Raw genomic sequence first — 20,260 nt, forward strand, 5'->3', positions numbered from 1 at the left:
GGGATGATTTCACCGGGCCAGGAATCCTCGGGAACCCGAGGGGCGCAGTCGTCGGCCGTCGGCGCGGAGGCGGTCAGGGACGCGGTGGCCGGGCTCCTCGGCCTCGCGCCGGGGGAACTGCCCGACGACGCGGACCTGACGGACTGCGGCATGGACTCGATCCGCCTGATGAGCCTGGCCGGGTGGTTGCGCCGGCACGGTGTCCCGGTCGACTTCCCCGTGCTGGCCGAACGCCCCACCCTGGCGGCCTGGACGGCGCTGGCCGCCGCAGCCGCGGTGCCGGCGCGACGCGCGCCCGCCGCCGCGGCCCCCGCCCCGGCCCCGGGAGAGCCCTTCGACCTCACTCCGGTCCAGCACGCGTACTGGATCGGCCGGCGCGACGACCAGCCGCTCGGCGGGGTCGGCTGCCACGCGTACGTCGAGCTCGACGGGACCGCGGTGGAACCGGACCGGCTGGAGGCGGCGGTCCGCGCCGTCCTCGCCCGGCACGGCATGCTGCGGGCCCGCTTCCTGCCGGACGGCCGGCAGCAGGTCCTCCCCCGCAGCCCCTGGCCCGGCCTGACGGTGTACGACCTGCGGGCCGCGGACCACCCGGAGGCCCGGCTGACGGCCGTCCGCGACAGGCTGTCGCACCGCAGGCTCCGGGTGGAGCGCGGCGAGGTGTTCGACGTCCGGCTCTCCCTGCTGCCCGGCAGGCGCACCCGCGTCCACCTCGACGTCGACCTGCTGGTCGCCGACGTCGCGAGCATCTCGATCGTGCTGGCCGACCTCGCCGCCGCGTACACCACCGGCGCGCTCCCGCCGCCCGGCCGGGAAGCAGGCGACACAAGCTTCGCGCGCTATCTCGCCGAGCGCGCCGGGCGCCGCGCCGACCGGCGTGCGGCCGACCGCCTGTACTGGCGCGAACGCCTCGCCGACCTGCCGGGCGGCCCGGCCCTCCCGCTCGCCGCCGACCCCGACCGGTCGGGCGTGCCGCGCTTCACCCGCCGGCAGCACTGGCTGGCCCCCGACGCCTGGCAGCGGTTCAGCCGCCGGGCGCGCGACGCCGGCGCCACCCCGGCGATGGCGCTGGGAGCCGCCTACGCCGAGGTCCTGGGGGCGTGGAGCGAGAGCCCGCGGTTCCTGCTGGGCCTGCCGCTCTTCGACCGCGACAGCGAATACCCCGAGTCCGACGGCCTGGTGGCCGACTTCACCGACCTGCTGCTGGTCACGGCCGACCTCTCGGCGGCGGCCCCCTTCCCGGACCGCGTCCGCGCCCTCCAGGCCGACTTCCGCAGCGCCGCCGCCCACCGCGCCTACTCCGGTGTGGAGGTGCTGCGGGACCTGGCCCGTACCGACCCGGACCGGCGGCGCCGCGCGCCGGTCGTCTTCGCCTGCACGCCGGGCGGCGCACTCGTGCCGGACCAGGCCGTCCCGGTGCTCGGCGCCCCCGGCTGGACGGTCTCGCAGACGCCCCAGGTGTGGCTCGACCACCAGGTGTACGGGTCGGCAGGCGGGGTCGACCTGTGCTGGGACTCGGTCGACGCGCTCTTCCCGCCGGGCGTGGTGGACGACATGTTCACGGCCTACCGGGAGTTGGTCGACCGCCTCTGCGCGGCCGGCACCGACTGGGAGCAGCCCGTCCGGGCCGGCCTGCCCGCGCGGCAGCGAGCCGTCAGGGAGCGGGCCAACGCCACCGCGCGACCGCGCCTCCCCCGTACGCTGCACCAGCCCTTCTTCGCCCATGCCGAGCGGTTCCCCGAACGCCCCGCGCTGTTCACGGGCGGCGGCGCGGCCGTGACGTACGGGGAGCTGGCGCGGCGGGCGCTCGGTACGGCCGCGGCGCTCGACGGACACGGGATGCGGCCGGGCGAGCCCGTCGCCGTCACGGCGGTGCGGGGTGCCGACCAGATCGCCGCCGTCCTCGGCGTCCTCGCGGCGGGCGGCACGTACCTGCCGCTGGGCTCCGGGCAGCCCGCCGAGCGGCGCCGCCGGATCCTGCAACGGGCCGGTGTCCGCCTGGTGCTGGGCGACCGCGCGGAGCCGTCCGCGGCCGGCCCGGCGGTCCTGGCGACCGGCGCCCTGCGCGGGCACGAACCGCTGGCCGGCCCCGTACCGGTCGATCCCGATGCGCCCGCGTATGTGATCTTCACCTCGGGGACGACCGGTGAGCCCAAGGGCGTCACCGTCTCCCACGCCGCCGCGGCGGGCACGGTCGACGACGTCAACGAGCGGTTCGCGGTGGGCCCGGACGACCGGGTGCTCGCGGTGTCGGCCCTCGACTTCGACCTGTCGGTCTACGACGTCTTCGGGCTGCTGTCCGCGGGCGGCGCGCTGGTCCTGGTCGATGAGGACCGTACGCGCGATCCGCGGGCGTGGGCGGAGCTGATGGCCGGTCACCGGGTCACGGTGTGGAATTCGGTGCCGCTGCTGCTGGACATGCTGCTCACCGGGACGGCCGGCGGCGCCGGCGCGGACCCGGCGTTCGGCGCGCTGCGCCTGGCACTGCTGTCCGGCGACCGGATCCCGCCCGACCTTCCGCCGCGCCTCACCCGCCGCGCCGCCGGCTGCCGCGTCATCGCCCTGGGCGGGGCGACGGAGGCCGCGATCTGGTCGAACCTCCACGAGGTGACCGGGCCGCTGCCCGGCTGGACCTCCGTGCCGTACGGATTCCCGCTGGCCAACCAGCGCTTCCGGGTGGTCGGACCGGACGGCGCCGACCGTCCGGACTGGGTCGCCGGGGAACTGCTCATCGGCGGCGCCGGGCTGGCCCTCGGCTATATGGGGGACGCCGAGCTCACCGCCCGCCGTTTCCCCGTCCTCCAGGGCGAGCGCTGGTACCGGACCGGCGACCGCGGGCGCTACCGCCCGGACGGCGCGCTGGAATTCCTCGGCCGGCTGGACCAGCAGGTCAAGGTCCGGGGCGTACGGACCGAGCCGGGCGAGGTCGAGGCCGCGCTGGCCTGCCACCCGGCGGTCGGGCACTGCGTGGTGACCGTCGTGGACCGGGGCGGCGGCAAGAGCCTGGCCGCGGTGGCGACACCCGCGGGGGCGGCTGCGGCGCCGCCGCACGGGGTGCTGCCCGGGCAGCGCCCGGGGTCGGAGGTGCCCGCCGGCACCGGCTCGGGTGGCGGGCGCGGGGCGGGAGCGCAATCCGGACGCGGGTCGGGAGACGCAGCCGGACGCGGGGCAGGAGCCGGAGCCGGACGCAGGGCCGGAGCCGAACCCGGACGCGGGGCAGGAGACGGGCCCGAGACGGATGCCGGAGACGGACGCGTAACCGGACCCGAGGACGAAGCCCGCGTGGTCGAGTCGGCTCTCGCCGCTCTGCTGGCCGGCGAGACGGGGATCGGCGGGGCACCCGTCTCCCTGGCCGGGCTCGCCCGGCGGTGGCGTGCGGCCGAGGAGTGGCAGCCCCTGCTGGCGCTCTGGTGCGACTGGCTCGCCGACCGCAGGGTGCTCAGCCGGGGAGGCGCCGGGTACGCCGCCGGGCCGCGCATGGCCGAGGCCGTCCGCGGCGCCGGGACCGGTGCCGTAGCCGAGGCCGGGGGGCGGCTGGCCGGTGTCGCACGGCAGTTGACGGCCAGGAGCGCCGATCTGGCCGCCGTCGTCCGGGGCGAGCTGGACGCGGGCGCCCTGCTGGACGACCCCGTCCTCGCCCCATCCGCGCTGGCGTCCGCGCCCGGCGATCCGGCCGGCGCGCCGGCCCAGGCGCTGGACGACCTCGGCGCGGACCGCCCGCTGAAGGTTGGCGTCCTCACCGCGGGCGCCTGGCCGGACCGGTGTCCGGCGCCGCACCGTTTCACGCTGCTCGGCGTACCGGGCCGCCCCGAGCCCGCGCACGCCGGGAGTCCGGCCGGCCGGCCGCGTGTCCGGCGGCTGACCGGCGGGCTCGTACCGGACGACCTGCTCGCGGCGTTCGACGTCGTCGTGGCGGACAACGCCCTGCACACCTTCCCCGACCCGGCGACCGGTGTGGGCCTCGCCGCGCTGCTGCTGGCGCCCGGCGGCACGCTGCTGGCGCGGGAGCGGACCGGGCTGCCGCCGCTCGCGCTGATCGCCGCGGCCGTACCGACCCGCGGCTTCAGCACCCTCGACCCCGTACGCCGGGAGCGGCGCACCTCGCTGCTGCGGCCGGACGAGTGGGAGCGCCTGCTGTCCGCGCACGGCCTCGCCCCGGTGTCCTGCGCCCCTCCCCCGCCCGGCGGGCAGGTGCTGCTGCGGGCGGCGAAGGCCGAAGGCGCCGGGCTGCCGCCGGGAGCGGAGCTGCGGGAGTGGCTGGCGGCCCGGCTGCCAGCCGCGATGCTCCCCGACCAGCTGCTGGCCGTCCCGGCGCTGCCGGTGACCGGCAACGGCAAGGTGGACCGGGCGGCCCTGGCCCGGCTGCTGCCCGAGCCCGAGGACACGGCCGCGGACGCCGACCCCCCGCGCGGGCCGGCCGAGCACGCGCTGGCGGCTGTGTGGCGCGAGCTGCTGGGGCTCTCCCGGGTGGGGCGCGACCAGAACTTCTTCGGCCTCGGCGGCGACTCCCTGCTCGCCACCCGGCTGGTGAGCAGGCTGCGGGCCGGCGGCTTCAGCGTCGACCTGAGCGCGGTCTTCGCCGCCCCGGTGCTGTGCGACCTGGCACGGCACCTCACCCCGGAGCCGCCGCGGGACGGCCGCCGGCAGGACCCCGGCGTGGTCGCGGACCCGGCACACCGCCACGACCCCTTCCCGCTCACCGACGTCCAGCGCGCCTACTGGGCCGGGCGCGCCGCCGGGATGCCGCTGGGCGGCGTGGGAGCCCACTACTACCTGGAGTTCGACGGCGCAGGACTGGACCTGGGCAGGCTGGAGAAGGCCTACAACCAGCTCGTCGCCCGCCACGAGATGCTGCGCTGCGTCGTGGACGAGCACGGCGACCAGCGCATCCTCGCCGAGGTGCCCCAGGCGGCGATCGCGGTCACGCACGCGGCGCCCGGCTGCCGCGAGGCCGCCCTCGCCGACCTGCGGGCGGCCATGTCGCACCAGGTCCGCGACCCGGGCCGGTGGCCGCTGCTCGACCTGCGCGCGGTGGTCTACGAGCGGGACGGCGAGCAGCGGGTGCGGCTCGGCGTCAGCCTGGAGAACCTCGTCCTCGACGGGCGCAGCATGTCGACGGTGCTCGCCGAGCTCGGCCGCCTCTACCGCGATCCGGCCGCCGTGCTGCCGGCCGTCGACGGGCTGTCCTTCCGCGACTACGTGCTGGGGACCGCCCCCTCGGACGCCGAGCTGGAGGCCGCCGGACGGTACTGGTCCGACCGGCTCCCCGACCTGCCCCCCGCACCCGCCCTGCCGCTCGCCGTCCCTCCGTCCGCGGTGCCCGCGCCGCGCTTCGTACGGCGCTCCGGCCTGCTGCCCGCCGACCGCTGGCAGGCGGTCACCGAACGGGCCGGGCGGTACGGCCTCACCCCGTCCGCGGTACTGCTCACCTGCTACGCCGAAGTGCTGGGGATGTGGAGCGGTCGCCGCGACCTCACGGTGAACCTGACGCTCTTCGACCGCCGCGAGGTCCATCCGGCCGTCCACGACATCGTGGGCGACTTCACCTCGCTGCTGCCGCTCGCCTACCGGCCCGAGCAGGGCGCGGGCTTCCTGGACCGCGCCCGCGCCCTCCAGCACCGGCTGGGCCAGGACCTCGGCCACCGCGCCTGGTCGTCCGTGCGGGTGGCCCGCGAGCTGGCCAAGGCCGGCGGCCCGGCGGACGGGGCGCTGCCCGTCGTCTTCACCAGCGCGCTGGGCACCGCGCCCGAGCTGTCCTTCGACCTGTCCGAGTGGCTGCTGCCCAAGGTGTGGTCGGTGTCGCAGACCCCGCAGACCTGGCTCGACAACCAGGTCTACGACTCCCCGTCCGGGCTGCACTACGACTGGGACGCGGTCGAGCAGCTCCTGCCGCCCGCCGTCCTCGACCCGATGTTCGCCGCGTACGGGCGCCTGCTCGACTGGCTCTCGGCGGCCGACTGGGACACCGCCGTCCCCGATCTGCTGCCGCAAGAGCAGCGCGCGGTCCGCGAGGCCGTCAACGCGACCGCCGCCGCGCTGCCGGACTGCACCCTGCACGAGGGGTTCTTCGCGCAGGCCCGCCGGGACCCCGGCCGGACCGCCTGCGTGGGCGCGGGCGGCCCGCTGACGTACGGCGAACTGGCCGGCCGCGCTTTGCGGTTGGCCGGGCGGCTGCGCGCGGCGGGGGTCGCCGAGGGGGCCGCGGTCGCAGTGAGCGTGCCCAGGGGGCCCGGGCAGCTGGTCGCGGTGCTGGGGGTGCTCGCGGCCGGCGCGGCCTACGTCCCGGTCGGGTACGGCCTGCCGGCCCTCCGCCGGGAGCGCCTGTACCGCAGCGCGGGCGTCTGCTGCGTGCTGACGGCGGGCGGCGGCGTGGCATCTGACGCCGTTCCGGACGGCGTCGAGGTCGTGGACGTCACGGAGTGCTCCCCGGTGGGGGCGTTGCCGGGGCCGGTGGCGGTGGATCCGGGCGGGCCGGCGTATGTGATCTTCACCTCCGGTTCCACGGGTGAGCCCAAGGGCGTGGAGATGACGCACCGGGCCGCGATGAACACCGTCACCGACGTGGTGCGACGCTTCGGCATCGGCCCCGGCGACCGCGTCCTGACCGTCTCCGCCCTCGACTTCGACCTCTCGGTCTTCGACATCTTCGGCATCCTCGGCCAAGGCGGCACCCTCGTCCTGGTCGGCGAGGACGAGCGGCGCGACCCCGAACGCTGGGTCGAGTCGGCCAACGCGCACGGGGTCACGGTGTGGAACAGCGCGCCCACCCTGCTGGACATGCTGCTGCTCACCGCCGACACCACCCCCTTGACCGCGCCGCTGCGGCTGGCCCTGGTCTCCGGCGACTGGGTCCCCCTCGACCTCAAGCCCCGTCTCACCGCCCACCGCGCCGCCTGCCGCCTGGTCGCACTCGGCGGCGCCACCGAGGCGGGCATCTGGTCCAACTTCTGGGACATCACGCACCTCGACCCCGCCTGGACCTCCATCCCCTACGGCCGCCCGCTGGCCAACCAGCGCTTCCGCGTCGTCGACCCCTTCGGACAGGACTGCCCCGACCTCGTCCCCGGCGAACTATGGATCGGCGGCACCAGCCTGGCCACCGGCTACCGAAACGACCCCGCCCACACCGCCCGGAGCTTCGTCCACCACCACGGCAACCGCTGGTACCGCACCGGCGACCTCGCCCGCTACCTCACCGACGGCACCCTCGAATTCCTCGGCCGCACCGACCACCAACTCAAAATCAACGGCCACCGCACCGAACCCGCGGAAATCGAAACCACCCTCGAAAGCCACCCGGCCGTCCGCCGTGCCGTCGTGACGGCGGAGCAGGCCGGCCCGCGGCGCCGGCTGGTGGCCCATGCCGTACCGGCCGGCGGCCCGGCCGTGCCGGACGACCTTTTGCCCTTCCTCCGCGAGCGGCTGCCCCGGCATGCGGTGCCAGAAGCCGTCCTGCTGTACGAGGAGTTGCCGCTCACCGCGAACGGCAAGGTCGACCGGGCGGCGCTGGCGGCACGGGCGGCGGCCGGTACCGCGGGCGCCGCCGGTGAGGCGCCGCGTACGGATGCCGAGCGGCTGGTGGCGGCGGTGTGGTCCGACCTGCTGGCTGTGCCCGAGCCGACCCGCGAGCAGGACTTCTTCCGGCTCGGCGGGGACTCGCTGCTGGCGACCAAGGCGGTGGCCCGGCTGCGTGCGGCCGGCGTGACCGGTGCCGAGCTCGGCGCACTGTTCACCTCGCCGGTCCTCGCCGACTTCGCCGCCGGCCTCACGGTGGGGCGGGTGCGCGAGCGCGGCCCGGCCGTCACCGCGGATCCCGCCGCGCGCCATCTGCCCTTCCCGCCGACCGAGCTGCAGCGCGCCTACTGGGTCGGCCGTTCCGCCGCCTTCACCCTCGGCGGCGTCGGCTCGTACTACTACTGCGAGTTCGACGAGGAGGACCTCGACCCCGGCCGCCTCGAAGCGGCCTGGAACCGGCTGATCGACCGGCACGAGATGCTGCGCGCGGTGTTCGACGAGGACGGCCGGCAGCGGATCCTCCCGCAGGTGCCCCCGCTGGCCGTTCCGGTCGCCGTGGCCGCGGAGGGCGGCGCCGAAGCCGAACTGGCCGCGCTGCGGGCCGCGATGTCCCACCAGGTGCTCGACCCGGCCCGCTGGCCGCTGTTCGACGTCCGGGCCGTGCGCTACGGCAACCGGACCCGGGTCGGCATCGGCCTGGACTACCTGCTCGTCGACGGGCTGAGCATGATGGTCCTCTTCGCCGAACTCGACCTGCTCCAGCGCGATCCGGACGCCGAACTGCCACCCGTCGGCGTGTCCTTCCGGGACTACGCCACCCAGGTGCAGCCGCCGCCCGCCGAGGCGGAGCGCTCACGCCGCTACTGGGCCCGGCACATCCCCGAGCTGCCGCCACCGCCCCGGCTGCCGCTCGCCACCGACCCCGCCGCGGTCGTCCGCCCGCGGTTCGAGCGCCGCGAGACCTGGCTGGACGCCGGACGGTGGCAGGCGCTGCGGGACCGGGCGCGGCAGCACGGCTGCACGCCCTCCGCGGTGCTGTTCGCCTGCTTCGCCGAGGTGCTGGGGGCGTGGAGCAGCCGCCGCGACCTCACCGTGGCGCTCACCCTCTTCGACCGGCGCGAGGTCCACCCCGACATCGACCGGGTGCTCGGCGACTTCACGTCGCTGCTGCCGGTGGCCCACCGCCCGGCGCCCGGGGAGTCCTTCGGGCAGCGGCTGCGGGGGCTGCAGGAGCGGCTGTGGCGCGACCTGGACCACCGGGGCGCGCCCGTCCTGGAGCTGCTGCGCGAGGCGGCGGGGCCGCGGGCGGGCACCGAGGCCGCGCTGCCGGTGGTCTTCACCAGCGCCCTCGGGGTGGACGACACGCTCAGCGACGGCCTGCGCCGGCCGGTGTGGAGCGTGTCGCAGACGCCGCAGGTCTGGCTGGACGAGCAGGTGATGGCGCGGGACGGCGGGCTGCTGCTCACGTGGGACGCGGCGGCGGAGCTCTTCCCCGCCGGGATGCTCGACGCCATGTTCGCCGCGCACGACCGCCTCCTGGACTGGGTGTGCTCGTCCGACTGGTCCGGCGGGCCGCCCGATCTGCTGCCGCGGGAGCAGCGCGCGGTCCGCGAGGCCGTCAACGCGACCGCCGCCGCGCTGCCCGACAACGCCCTGCACGAGGGGTTCTTCGCGCAGGCCCGGCAGCACCCCGGCCGGACCGCCTGCGTGGGCGCGGGCGGTCCGCTGACGTACGGCGAACTGGCCGACCGCGCGCTGCGGATCGCCGCCGGCCTGCGGGCGAGGGGCGTCCGGCCGGGCGAGCCGGTCGGGGTGACGCTGCCGAAGGGCCCGCGGCAGATCGCCGCGGTGCTGGGGGTGCTCGCGGCGGGCGCCGCCTACCTGCCGGTGGGTCCCGACCAGCCGCCCGTGCGCCGCGACCGGATGCTGGCCGCCGCGGGGGTCCGGCTGACGATCGGCGAGCAGGACGGGACCGAGGCCACGGGGGCGTTGCCGGGGCCGGTGGCGGTGGATCCGGGCGCGACCGCGTATGTGATCTTCACCTCCGGCTCCACGGGTGAGCCCAAGGGCGTGGAGATGACGCACCGGGCCGCGATGAACACCGTCACCGACGTCGTACGACGCTTCGGCATCGGCCCCGACGACCGCGTCCTGACCGTCTCCGCCCTCGACTTCGACCTCTCGGTCTTCGACGTCTTCGGCATCCTCGGCCAGGGCGGCACCCTCGTCCTCGTCGCGGAAGACGAACGACGCGACCCCGAACGCTGGCTGGAACTGGCGAACACCCACCGGGTGACCGTGTGGAACAGCGTCCCCACGCTGCTGGACATGCTGCTCACCGCGGCTGACGCAGCCCCGTTGACCGCGCCGCTGCGGCTGGCCCTGGTCTCCGGCGACTGGGTCCCCCTCAACCTCAAGCCCCGTCTCGCCGCCCACCGCGCCGCCTCCCGCCTGGTCGCACTCGGCGGCGCCACCGAGGCGGGCATCTGGTCCAACTTCTGGGACATCACGCACCTCGACCCCGCCTGGACCTCCATCCCCTACGGCCGCCCGCTGGCCAACCAGCGCTTCCGCGTCGTCGACCCCTTCGGACAGGACTGCCCCGACCTCGTCCCCGGCGAACTATGGATCGGCGGCACCAGCCTGGCCACCGGCTACCGAAACGACCCCGCCCACACCGCCCGGAGCTTCGTCCACCACCACGGCAACCGCTGGTACCGCACCGGCGACCTCGCCCGCTACCTCACCGACGGCACCCTCGAATTCCTCGGCCGCACCGACCACCAACTCAAAATCAACGGCCACCGCACCGAACCCGCGGAAATCGAAACCACCCTCCACGCCCATCCCGCGGTCCGCCGCGCCGTGGTCGTGCCCGCGGGGCAGCGCGGCAGCCGCCGCCTGCACGCCTTCGTCACCGCCACCGCGGACGGCGTGCACCCCGACGAGCTGCGGGACTTCGTACGGCAGCGGCTGCCCCGGCACGCCTGCCCGAGCGGCTACACCCTGCTGGACGAGCTGCCGCTCACCGCCAACGGCAAGATCGACCGGGCGGCCCTCGTGCCTCCGGCGCCCGGCGCCGCGGGGCCGGCGGACGAGCCGCCCCGCGGGCCGGTCGAGGAGGCCGTGGCCGCGGTGTGGGCCGCGGTGCTGCACCGCGAGTCGGTGCCGCGGGACGCCACCTTCTTCGCACTCGGCGGGGACAGCCTCCAGGCCACCCGCCTCGTGCAGCGCCTGCGCGCGGAGTTCCGCCGTGACATCCCGCTGCGCGAGCTGCTGGCAGAACCGACGGTCGCCGGGGTCGCCCGGCTCATCGCGTGCACGAACCCCGGCACCGAACACCACGACATGGAGGACGGCTCCCTGTGACGGTCCGCGAACTCATCGACGAGCTGCACCACGTCGGCGTGCGGCTGTGGGAAGAGGACGGCCTGCTGCGCTACCGCGCCCCGCGCCAGGCCATGACCGAGGCCCGGCTCCAGCGGCTGCGGCAGCACAAGGAGGCCGTCCTCGACGAGCTGCGGCGCACCGGCGGTGCCGTGCTCGTGGCGGCCCCCGAGGACCGCTTCGAGCCCTTCCCGCTGACGGACGTCCAGTCGTCCTACCTGCTGGGCCGCAGTACCGCGTACGAATACGGCGGCACCGGCTGCCGGGCGTATCTGGAGGCGCGCTTCCCCCGCTTCGAGCCCTCGCTGGTGCGCGAGGCGTGGCGGCGGCTGGTGGAGCGCCACGACGCCCTGCGCACGGTCGTCCATCCCGACGGCCACCAGCAGGTCGTCCGGGGGCTGCCGGAGGCCGAGGTGGAGATCACCGACCTCCGGGACGCGGACGCGGCAGCGCTGCGGGAGGCACGCGAGCAGGTCAGGGCCGAGCTGTCGGCCCGCGAATTCCACCCCGAGCGCTGGCCGCTGCACGACCTGCGGGTCACCGCGGGACCGGACGACGTCCGCATCCACCTCGCCATCGACCTGCTGATCTGCGACTACGGCAGTGTCCAGCTCCTGCTCGGCGAGCTGGAGCAGCTGTGCCTGCGCCCCGCAGAACCGCTCGCCCCGCTCGGCATCCGCTACCGCGACCACCTGCTGGCCCAGCGCGCGCACACGCAGGCACGGGCGGAGCGGGACCGCGGGTACTGGTGGCGGCGGCTGGAGGAGAGCCCCGCCGAGGACGCCGTGCCGCTGGCCCCCGCGCCCGCCCTGCCGCTGCGGTCCCGGCCGGCCGGGACGGACGGCGGCGCGCCCGGCTTCGTACGCCTCCAGGGCGCGCTGCCGGCCGGGGCGTGGGAGCGGCTGCGGCAGCGGGCCGCGGGGCACCAGGTCACGCCCACCGTGGCGCTGCTCACGGCGTACGCCGAGGTGATGGCCCGGTGGAGCGGGCGGCGCCTGTTCACGCTGGACCTGCCGATGTTCCACCGGCTCCCGCTGCACCCCGAATCGGCCCTACTGGTCGGCGACTTCACGTCGGTGGAGCTGCTGACCGTGGACTGGACGTCCGGCGGCCCCTTCGCGGCACGCGCCGCCGCGGTGCAGTCGCAGCTGTGGGAGGACCTGGACCACGCGGCCTGCTCCGGTGTGGAGGTGCTGCGCGAGGTCGCCCGCCGCCGCGGGCAGCAGGCGGCCGTCATGCCGGTGGTGTTCACCAGCACCGTGGGCCTCGGCGACGGCGTCCCGGACGGGCTGCCCCGGCTGCGGGAGGGCGAGATCGTGCGCGGCAGCAGCCGCACCCCGCAGGTGTGGATCGACTGCCAGGCGATGGAGCACCGCGGCGGCCTGCTGCTCGGCTGGGACGTGCGCCTCGGGGTGTTCCCCGACGGGCTGGCCGAGGACGCCTTCGCCGCCTTCGAGGCCGCCGTGCGGCGGCTCGCCGACTCCGACGCGGCCTGGCGGGCCGACGCCCTGGTCGCGCTGCCGGACGGCCAGCGCGAGCGCCGCGAGCGGGCGAACCGGACGGCGAGCCCGATCCCGCAGCGCACCCTGCACGAGGGCGTGCTGGCCCAGGCGATCGCGACCCCCGACCGTACCGCGGTCGTCGCCGGCGGCACCGAGCTGACCTACCGGCAGCTGGTGGAGCGGGCGCACGCCGTGGCGCGGGCCCTGACCCGCCACGGGGACGTCGCCGGGCAGCTGGTCGGCGTGGTGATGGACAAGGGCTGGGAGCAGGTCGCCGCGGTGCTGGGCACGCTGCTGGCCGGCGCCGCCTACGTACCGGTGGACACCGACCAGCCCGCCGCCCGCCGGGACGCGATGCTGGCGGAGGCCGGGGTCTGCGCGGTGCTCACCCAGCCGTGGCTCGCGCTCGCCCCGCCGGGCGTGCGGGTGGTGACGGTCGACGCGGCGATGGCCCCGGGCCCCGCCGTACCGCCGGCCCGTACCGCTCCTGACGACCGGGCCTATGTGATCCACACCTCCGGCTCGACCGGCCGGCCGAAGGGGGTGATGGTCAGTCACCGCGCGGCCTGGAACACCGTCGCGGACGTCAACGAGCGCTTCGCGGTCGGCCCGGACGACCGGATCCTCGGGCTCGCCGGTCTCGGCTTTGACCTGTCGGTCTACGACATCTTCGGCCCGCTCGCCCGCGGCGGCTGCCTGGTGCTGCCCGAACCGGGCCGGCGCGCCGACCCCTCGCACTGGGCGGCGCTCGTCGCCCGGCACGGCGTCACGCTGTGGAACTCCGTGCCCGCGCAGCTCCAGATGCTCGACACCTTCCTCGCCGCGGACGGCGCGCCGGCGCCGCGATCGCTGCGGCTCGCGCTGCTGTCCGGCGACTGGATCCCCCTCCCCCTGGCCCGCAGCGCCGCCGAGCGGCTGCCGTCCTGCCGGCTCGTCGGCCTCGGCGGCGCCACGGAGGCGGCGATCTGGTCGATCGCCCACCCGATCGACGCCCGGCGGCTCACCGGCCCGAGCGTCCCGTACGGCACCCCGCTGGCCAACCAGGGCTGGTACGTGCTCGACGCCGGGCTCCAGGACTGCCCCGACCTCGTGCCCGGCGAGCTCTACATCACCGGGGCCGGGCTGGCGCTCGGCTACCTGGGCGATCCCGTGCGCACCGCGGAGCGCTTCCCCACCCATCCGCGCACCGGCGAGCGGATGTACCGCACCGGCGATCTCGGCCGCTACCTGCCGGACGGCACCGTCGAACTGCTCGGCCGGACCGACGACCAGGTGAAGATCCGCGGCCACCGTGTCGAGCCGGCCGAACTGGCCGCGGCGGCCGAGTCGCACCCGGCGGTGGCCTCGGCCGTCGCCCTGGTGACGGGCGAGGCTCCCGCCGACCGCCGACTGGCCGCGTTCGCGGCCACCGCACCGGGCGAGCAGTCCCTCACCGCCGCCGGCCGAGCGGCCCTGGCCGCGGCGCGCGAGGCCGGCGACCGCGCCAGGTCGGCGGTCGACCCCGCGCTGCTCGGCGACTTCCTGGAGCTCGCCGACGACGTCGCCCTGGCGGCGATGGCCCGCACCCTGCGCGCGGCGGGGCTGTTCACCGGCCCGGACGCCGCGCACACCGCGCAGGACGCGGTGGCCGCGCTCGGCGCGCACCCCAAGCACACCCGGACGCTGCGGCGCTGGCTGCGCGCCCTCGCCGGGGCCGGCCGGCTGCGCCACGACAGCGCCACCGGGCGCTACCGGGGCCGGCTCGGCGGTGGCCCGGTGGACCCGGAGAAAGCCTGGCCCCAGCTGGAGGAGCTCGCGCGGCGCCTCGACTACGGGTCCGACCTGCTGCGCCTGGTGCGGACCAGCAGCGAGCACCTGCCCCAGCTGCTGCGCGGCGAGGAGGACCCGCTGGCCCTGCTCTTCCCGCACGGCAGCCTGGACGTAGCCCGGGCCGCCTACCGCGACAACCTGGTCAGCCGCTCGCTGAACGCCGTCGCGGTCGCCGCGCTGCGGGAACTGGCCGCGGGGAACCGCGGGCCCGAGCCGCTGCGGGTGCTGGAGGTCGGCGCGGGCGTCGGCGGCACCAGCACCGACCTGGTCCCCGCGCTCGCCGGCCACGACGTGGACTACCTCTTCACCGACGTCTCGCAGTTCTTCCTCGCCGAGGCCCGGGAGCGCTTCGCGCCCCACCCGTGGGTGCGCTACGGCCTGTTCGACATCAACGAGGACCCTGTTGCGCAGGGACTGGCGGCGAACTCCTTCGACGTGGTGCTGTGCGCGAACGTCCTGCACAACTCCGACGACGCCGCCCGGACACTGGCCCGGCTGCGCGAGGTGCTGGTGCCCGGCGGCTGGCTGGTGTTCATGGAAGCCACCGTGGAGCGCCATCCGCTGCTGGTGTCCATGGAGTTCGTCGACGGGCTCAGCGGCGGCTTCGCCGACGTACGGCAGGCCGCCGACCGGACGTTCCTGACCACCGGCCAGTGGACCGGCCTGCTCGCGGAGGCCGGCGCCGAGACCGGGCTGTGCTTCCCGCCGGCCGGTGACGTCCTCGCGCAGGCCGGGCAGCAGATCTTCCTCACCCGCATGAAGACCGGCCGGGCCCGGGTGACCGCGGACGAGCTGTCCCGCCACCTCGCCCAGCGGCTGCCCGACCACCTGCTGCCCGAGCGCCTGGAGGTCCTGGACGACCTCCCGCTCACCGCGAACGGCAAGGTCGACCGCGCGCGGCTGCGGCTGCGGCTGACCGCTTCCCGCCGGGCCGCCACCGACCCGGCGGGCGACCGGCAGCCCGGCCGGCCGCCCGCGGACGCGCTGGAACGCCGGCTCGCCGAGCTGTGGGCCCAGGTGCTGCAACGGCCCCTGGTGGGGCGCGACGACGACTTCTTCCGGCTCGGCGGCGACTCGCTGCTGGTGGCCCGGCTCGTCGGCCGCCTGCGCGAGACCGAGCCGACCGCCCGCGGCATCGCATGGGAGCACCTGCTGCGGCAGGTGCTGCAGCAGCCCACCGTCGCGGCGCTCGCCGGCTACCTGCGCGGCGCCGCCGCCGGCCCGCTCATCCCCGAGCCCCGGGCCGACGACGGCCGGATCGCCCCTGTGCTGCTGGCCGACGGCCCCACCGACGCGCCGGTCACCGTGCTGGTGCACGACGGCAGCGGCACCCTGCTGCCGTACCGGGCGCTGCTGGAGGAGTTCCGGCGGCGGCCCGCCGCGGGCCGGCTGCTCGGCCTGGAGGCGGCCTCGCCCGAACGCTACCTCGGCTCCGACCCGGCCCGGCTCGTCACCCGCCTGGGCGGCGAGTACGCGCAGGCGCTGCTCGCCGACGGCACCCGGCGCTTCCGGGTGATCGGCTACTGCATGGGCGGCCTCATCGCGACCGAGGCCGCGCGGGCGCTCGCGGAGGCCGGCGCCGACGTGCAGGACCTGACGGTGATCAGCTGCTACCGGCCGCCGTTCGAGGTGCACGACGACCTGGTCGCCGAATACACCTTCGTGCTGTCCCTCGGCCTCGACCCGGCCGCGGTCGGCTTCCCCGCCGACGCCGGCGCCCTGGGCGACGCCATCGCCGCGGCACTCGACGGCACCCCGGCACGGCTGGAGTCCGGCGCCCTCACCGCGCTCGGCGGCACCGCCCACGCGCAGGTCGTACGGTCCTTGCGGGAGCTGGAGGGCCGCTCGCCCGAGGCGCGCCTGGAGGCGCTGGCCCTGGCCGCCGAGCGGCTCGGCGGACCGCTCGACCGGGGCCGGCTCGCCCGCCGCTACCAGGTCTTCCGGCACAGCCTCTTCGCCGTCACCCGCTACCAACCCGAGCCGTACGCGGGCGACATCACCTTCCTGCGGCACACCGGCCGTTACGGCTTCCTGCCCGGGCTCCAGCAGGACATGACCGCGTACTGGCAGCAGGTGTGCCTGGGCGAGCTGCGCGTGCGCGACATCGCGGGCGACCACTTCCGCTGCATCGACGCCGACCGCGCCGCCGCCGTACGGGCGCTGCTGGACGGTGGGGCGCGATGAGCGGGCCGGTGGGGGTGCTGGGCGCCTCGGGCGCCGTGGGGAGCGCCGCGGTCCTGGCGCTGCGTGCCCAGGGCGTCGGCGGACTGCGGCTGGGGGCCCGCGGGATCGCGGCTCTTGCCGGGTCGCAGGCCGAGGTCATGGCCGTCGACCTCGACCGGCCGGACCGCCTCGCGCGGTTCTGCGCGGGGTGCGCGGTGGTGCTGAACTGCGCCGGGCCGTCCTACCGGGTGCGCGGGCGGGTGGCCGAGGCCGCGCTGGCCGCCGGCGCCGACTACGTGGACGTCGCAGGGGACGAACCGGCGCACGCCGACCTGTCGGGGCGGGACCTGGCAGGGCTCGGGCGGCGCGCGGTGCTGTCGGCGGGCATGCTGCCCGGGCTGTCCGGGCTGCTGCCCCGGTGGCTGGCCGCACAGCAGCCGGGCGGCGCGCACGGCGGGGAGCTGACGGTGTGGAGCGGCGGTCTTGAGCGGTGCAGCCGTACGGTCGCCGCCGATCTGGTGCTGTCGGCCGGCGCCGCGCCGGACGGTGGCGGGCCGTACGGGGAGCCGCTGGCGGCGTGGCGCTCCGGCCGCCGGGAGAGCCGGGCCCTGCGCTCGCGCGACGACGTCGAACTGCCGTTCTTCCCCGGCCCTGTCGCCCTGCGGCCGTATCTGAGCGGCGAGGCCGAGCGGCTGGCCCGGGCGCTGCGGCTGGACCGCGTGGACTGGTTCAACGCCTTCCCGGGCCGCCGGGTCCGGGACGTGCTGGCGACGCTGGGCGGCTCCGGCCGCCCGCCGGGGGAGGACGCCGACCGGCTGGCCAGGGCGTGCGCGATGGACCTGGCCGGACACCGGCCGTACTACCGGATGGTCTTCGCGCTGCGGTCGGCCGCGGGCGCCACCGCCACGGCGACGCTCGGCACCGCCGACAGCTGCCGGCTCACCGGCGCCGTCGGCGCCCTGGCCGTCACCGAGACGCTGGCCGGACGCGTACCGCCGGGGCTGCACTTCGCGGCGGAGGTCCTCGATCCCGGCCGGGCGGCCCGGCTGATCGGGCCGGCGCTCGGCGCCACCCTCGACGTGTCGCACCTGCCGCTCGAACCGGCCGCCGTGGTGGGCGCGCTGTGACCGGGGCGCCGCCGGACGGCGGCCTTCCCGGGGCGGCCGGCGCACCGGAGGGGCCGCCGCTGCGCACGGTCGTGTGCGGCACCGTCTTCGGCCGGTTCTACCTGGACGCGCTGCGCCCCGCACCGCCCGGGTTCGTACTGGCCGGGGTGCTGGCCGGCGGTGGCGCGCGCTCACGCGCGACCGCGGCGCGGTACGGGGTGCCGTACTACACGGCCGTCGACCAGTTGCCGGACGATGTGGACGCCGCCTGCGTGGTGGTGCGCGCCGGGGTGGCCGGCGGCGGAGGCACGGAGCTGGCGAAGGCGCTCCTGGCACGGGGCGTGCACGTCCTCCAGGAGCAGCCCGCCCATCCCGAGGAGGTGGCCGACTGCCTCCGGCTCGCCCGGGCCCACGGGGTGCAGTACCGCGTCAACTCCTTCTACCCGCACCTCGCCCCGGTCCGCCGCTTCCTCGCACGGGCCCGCGCGCTGCGCGCCCTGCGGCCGTTGCGCCACGCGGAGGCGGCGTGTTCGAGCCAGGTGCTCTTCCCGCTGCTCGACCTGCTCGGACGGGCGCTGGGCGGGCTGGGCCCGTGGGCCTTCGCCGATCCGGCGCCGGTCGCGGACGTGCGCGCGGCCACCGGGGCGGCGGTGCCCTTCCGGGTGCTGCACGGCGCGATCGCGGGCGTTCCCCTCACGCTGCGGGTGCAGAACCAGATCGATCCCGCCGACCCGGACAACCACGCCCACCTGCTGCACCGGGTCACGCTCGGTACGGACGCGGGCGCGCTGACCCTGGCCGACACGCACGGCCCCGTCCTGTGGAGCCCCCGCCTGCACGTCGACCGGGACGCGGACGGCCTGCTGGCGCTGGACGGCCCGCACACCGGCCGGCTGGACCAGCCGAGCACCTCGGTCCTGGACGCCGGCGCACCGCTCTCCTTCCGGCAGACCTTCGGCACGCTGTGGCCGGACGGGGTGCGGCACGCCCTGGCCGAGCTGCGCCGGGCGGTCGGCGACCCGGGCGGGCGGGCCTCGGCCGCGCAGAACGCCCTGACGGTCAGCCGGATGTGGCTGGACCTCACCACGCGGCTCGGCCGGCCCGAGCTGATGGTGGCCGCCGCGTCGCCGCCGCTGCGGCTGAGCGACCTCGCGGCGGAGGATGCGCCGTCCCTGCCGGGTTCGGAGGTGCCGCGGTGAACGGACGCTGGCTGCGCTGCCCCGAGCCGCGGCCGGGCGCCGCGCTGCGGCTGGTCTGCTTCCCGCACGCGGGCGGCGGGGCGAGCGCGTTCCGCGGCTGGCCGGACCTGCTGCCGCCGTGGATCGAGCTGCTGGCGGTGCAGTATCCGGGCCGCGAGGACCGCTTCTGCGAACCGCCGGTCACCGAACTGCCCGTCGCGGCCCGGGCGGTGGCCGCCGAACTCGCGGCCGTGGACGGCCGGCCGGTGGCCCTCTTCGGGCACAGCATGGGCGGCGCCGTGGCCCACGAGGTCGCGCTCGCGCTGGCCGCGGCGGGGCGTCCCGAGCCGGCCCACCTCGTGGTGTCGGCCCGCGAGCCCGTCGCGCACGTGCGGCCCGGCAGCGTCCACCTCGGCGGCGACGCGGCGCTGCGGGCCGAGCTGGTCCGCCTGGGCGGCACCAGCCGGGAGCTGCTCGACAACGCCGAGCTGTGGCAGCTGCTGGCGCCGGTCCTGCGCGCCGACTACCGGCTCATCGAGACCTACCGGCCGGTGCCCGGCCGCCGGCTCAGCTGCCCGGTCACGGCGTTCGCCGCCGAGGACGACGGCGAGCTGACCGTGGGCCAGGCGGCCGGCTGGGCCGAGGCGACCGCGGGGCCGTTCGCGCTGCGCACCTTCCCCGGCGGTCATTTCTACCTGGTCCCGCACCGCGGGCAGGTGGTGCGGGCGCTCGCCGACTGCCTGCGCCCCGCCCCGGGGCCGCCTGCCCGCATCCCCGAACCCCCTGCCGGTGACCGGCCGCCCCGTACGGCGCCCGGTCACCGGCCAACCGTCGAGCGAGGAATGCTGTGATCGACTACTACTCCCCCACCGCCGAGTTCTACGACCTGGTCGGCGGCCAGCACTGGGCGCACAGCGACCCCGCGCTGGCCGCGGCCCTCACCGGCATCGACACCGGCCACGGCCCGGTGCTGGACCTCGGCGCCGGAACCGGCCGTACGACGGAGGTGATCGCCCGTGCCCTGCCCGGCGCCCGGATCCTCGCCGTCGAGCCGTCGCCGGGTATGCGGGCGGCCCTGACCAGCCGGGTGGTGCGCGACGAGGGCCTGCGGCACCGGGTCACCGTCGTGGCGGACCGCGCCCAGGAGGTGGAGCTGCCGGACCGGCTGTCGGCGGCGGTCATCTGCGGGGTGCTCGGCTACCTCGACCGCGAGGAGCGCGCCGCCCTGTGGGGCCGGCTGCTGGAGCGCCTGCCGTCCGGGGCGCCCGTCGTGGTGGAGCTGATGGCGCTCAGCGCGCCGCAGCCCGTCGCCCCGATGCGGATCGCCCGGCAGCGGCTGGGCGAGCAGGACTACGAGGCGTGGCTGTCCGGCGAGCCCTGCGGCGCCGGGCGGATGCGCTGGTCGGCGACCTGGCGGGTGCTGAACGGGGAGCGGGTGGTGCGCGAGGTGGACGTCACCCACGAGTGGTACACCTTCGGGATCCAGGACCTGGCCGCCGAGACGGGCCTGACGGCGAAGCAGCTGACCCCCGAGCTGGGCGTCCTGGTGCGCTGACCGCGGCGCAACGCGAGGGGCCGCCCACCGGCGCGGTGGGCGGCC

The 20,260-nt window shown here is 76.8% G+C and carries 6 protein-coding genes; all 6 read left to right on the forward strand.

The annotated features are described in order from the left end of the window. The first annotated feature begins 3 nt into the window (after positions 1–3). From HCN08_RS08710 to HCN08_RS08735, 6 genes are read left to right on the forward strand one after another with little or no spacing between them, the layout of a single operon-like run. Entirely contained in the window at positions 4–10,884 is a 10,881-nt protein-coding gene (locus tag HCN08_RS08710; protein WP_167982359.1) for a non-ribosomal peptide synthetase, read from the forward strand. Continuing rightward, a complete protein-coding gene (locus HCN08_RS08715; RefSeq protein WP_167982360.1) occupies positions 10,881–16,397 on the forward strand; it encodes a non-ribosomal peptide synthetase in 5,517 nt (1,838 codons plus the stop codon). The genes HCN08_RS08710 and HCN08_RS08715 overlap by 4 nt, the downstream gene beginning before the upstream one ends. Then, positions 16,394–17,503 (forward strand): saccharopine dehydrogenase NADP-binding domain-containing protein, encoded by a 1,110-nt coding sequence (locus HCN08_RS08720; RefSeq protein WP_167982361.1) that lies wholly within the window; start codon positions 16,394–16,396, stop codon positions 17,501–17,503. The genes HCN08_RS08715 and HCN08_RS08720 overlap by 4 nt, the downstream gene beginning before the upstream one ends. Then, the gene (locus HCN08_RS08725) at positions 17,500–18,681 is read left to right on the forward strand and encodes a Gfo/Idh/MocA family oxidoreductase (RefSeq protein ID WP_167982362.1); all 1,182 of its coding nucleotides are present in this window, start codon (positions 17,500–17,502) and stop codon (positions 18,679–18,681) included. Before HCN08_RS08720 ends, HCN08_RS08725 begins: the two co-directional genes overlap by 4 nt. After that, positions 18,678–19,511, forward strand: coding sequence for a thioesterase II family protein (locus HCN08_RS08730; protein ID WP_167982363.1), 834 nt, complete (start codon positions 18,678–18,680; stop codon positions 19,509–19,511). Before HCN08_RS08725 ends, HCN08_RS08730 begins: the two co-directional genes overlap by 4 nt. Beyond that, positions 19,508–20,215 (forward strand): class I SAM-dependent methyltransferase, encoded by a 708-nt coding sequence (locus HCN08_RS08735; protein WP_167982364.1) that lies wholly within the window; start codon positions 19,508–19,510, stop codon positions 20,213–20,215. Before HCN08_RS08730 ends, HCN08_RS08735 begins: the two co-directional genes overlap by 4 nt. Positions 20,216–20,260: the final 45 nt, after the last annotated feature.

It is taken from the genome of Actinacidiphila epipremni (assembly GCF_012034175.1).
GTDB lineage: Bacteria > Actinomycetota > Actinomycetes > Streptomycetales > Streptomycetaceae > Actinacidiphila > Actinacidiphila epipremni.

Coding starts and splice junctions, on each gene's coding strand:
- HCN08_RS08710 (WP_167982359.1), top strand. CDS start 4: ATGATTTCACCGGGCCAGGAATCCTCGGGAACCCGAGGGGCGCAGTCG.
- HCN08_RS08720 (WP_167982361.1), top strand. CDS start 16,394: ATGAGCGGGCCGGTGGGGGTGCTGGGCGCCTCGGGCGCCGTGGGGAGC.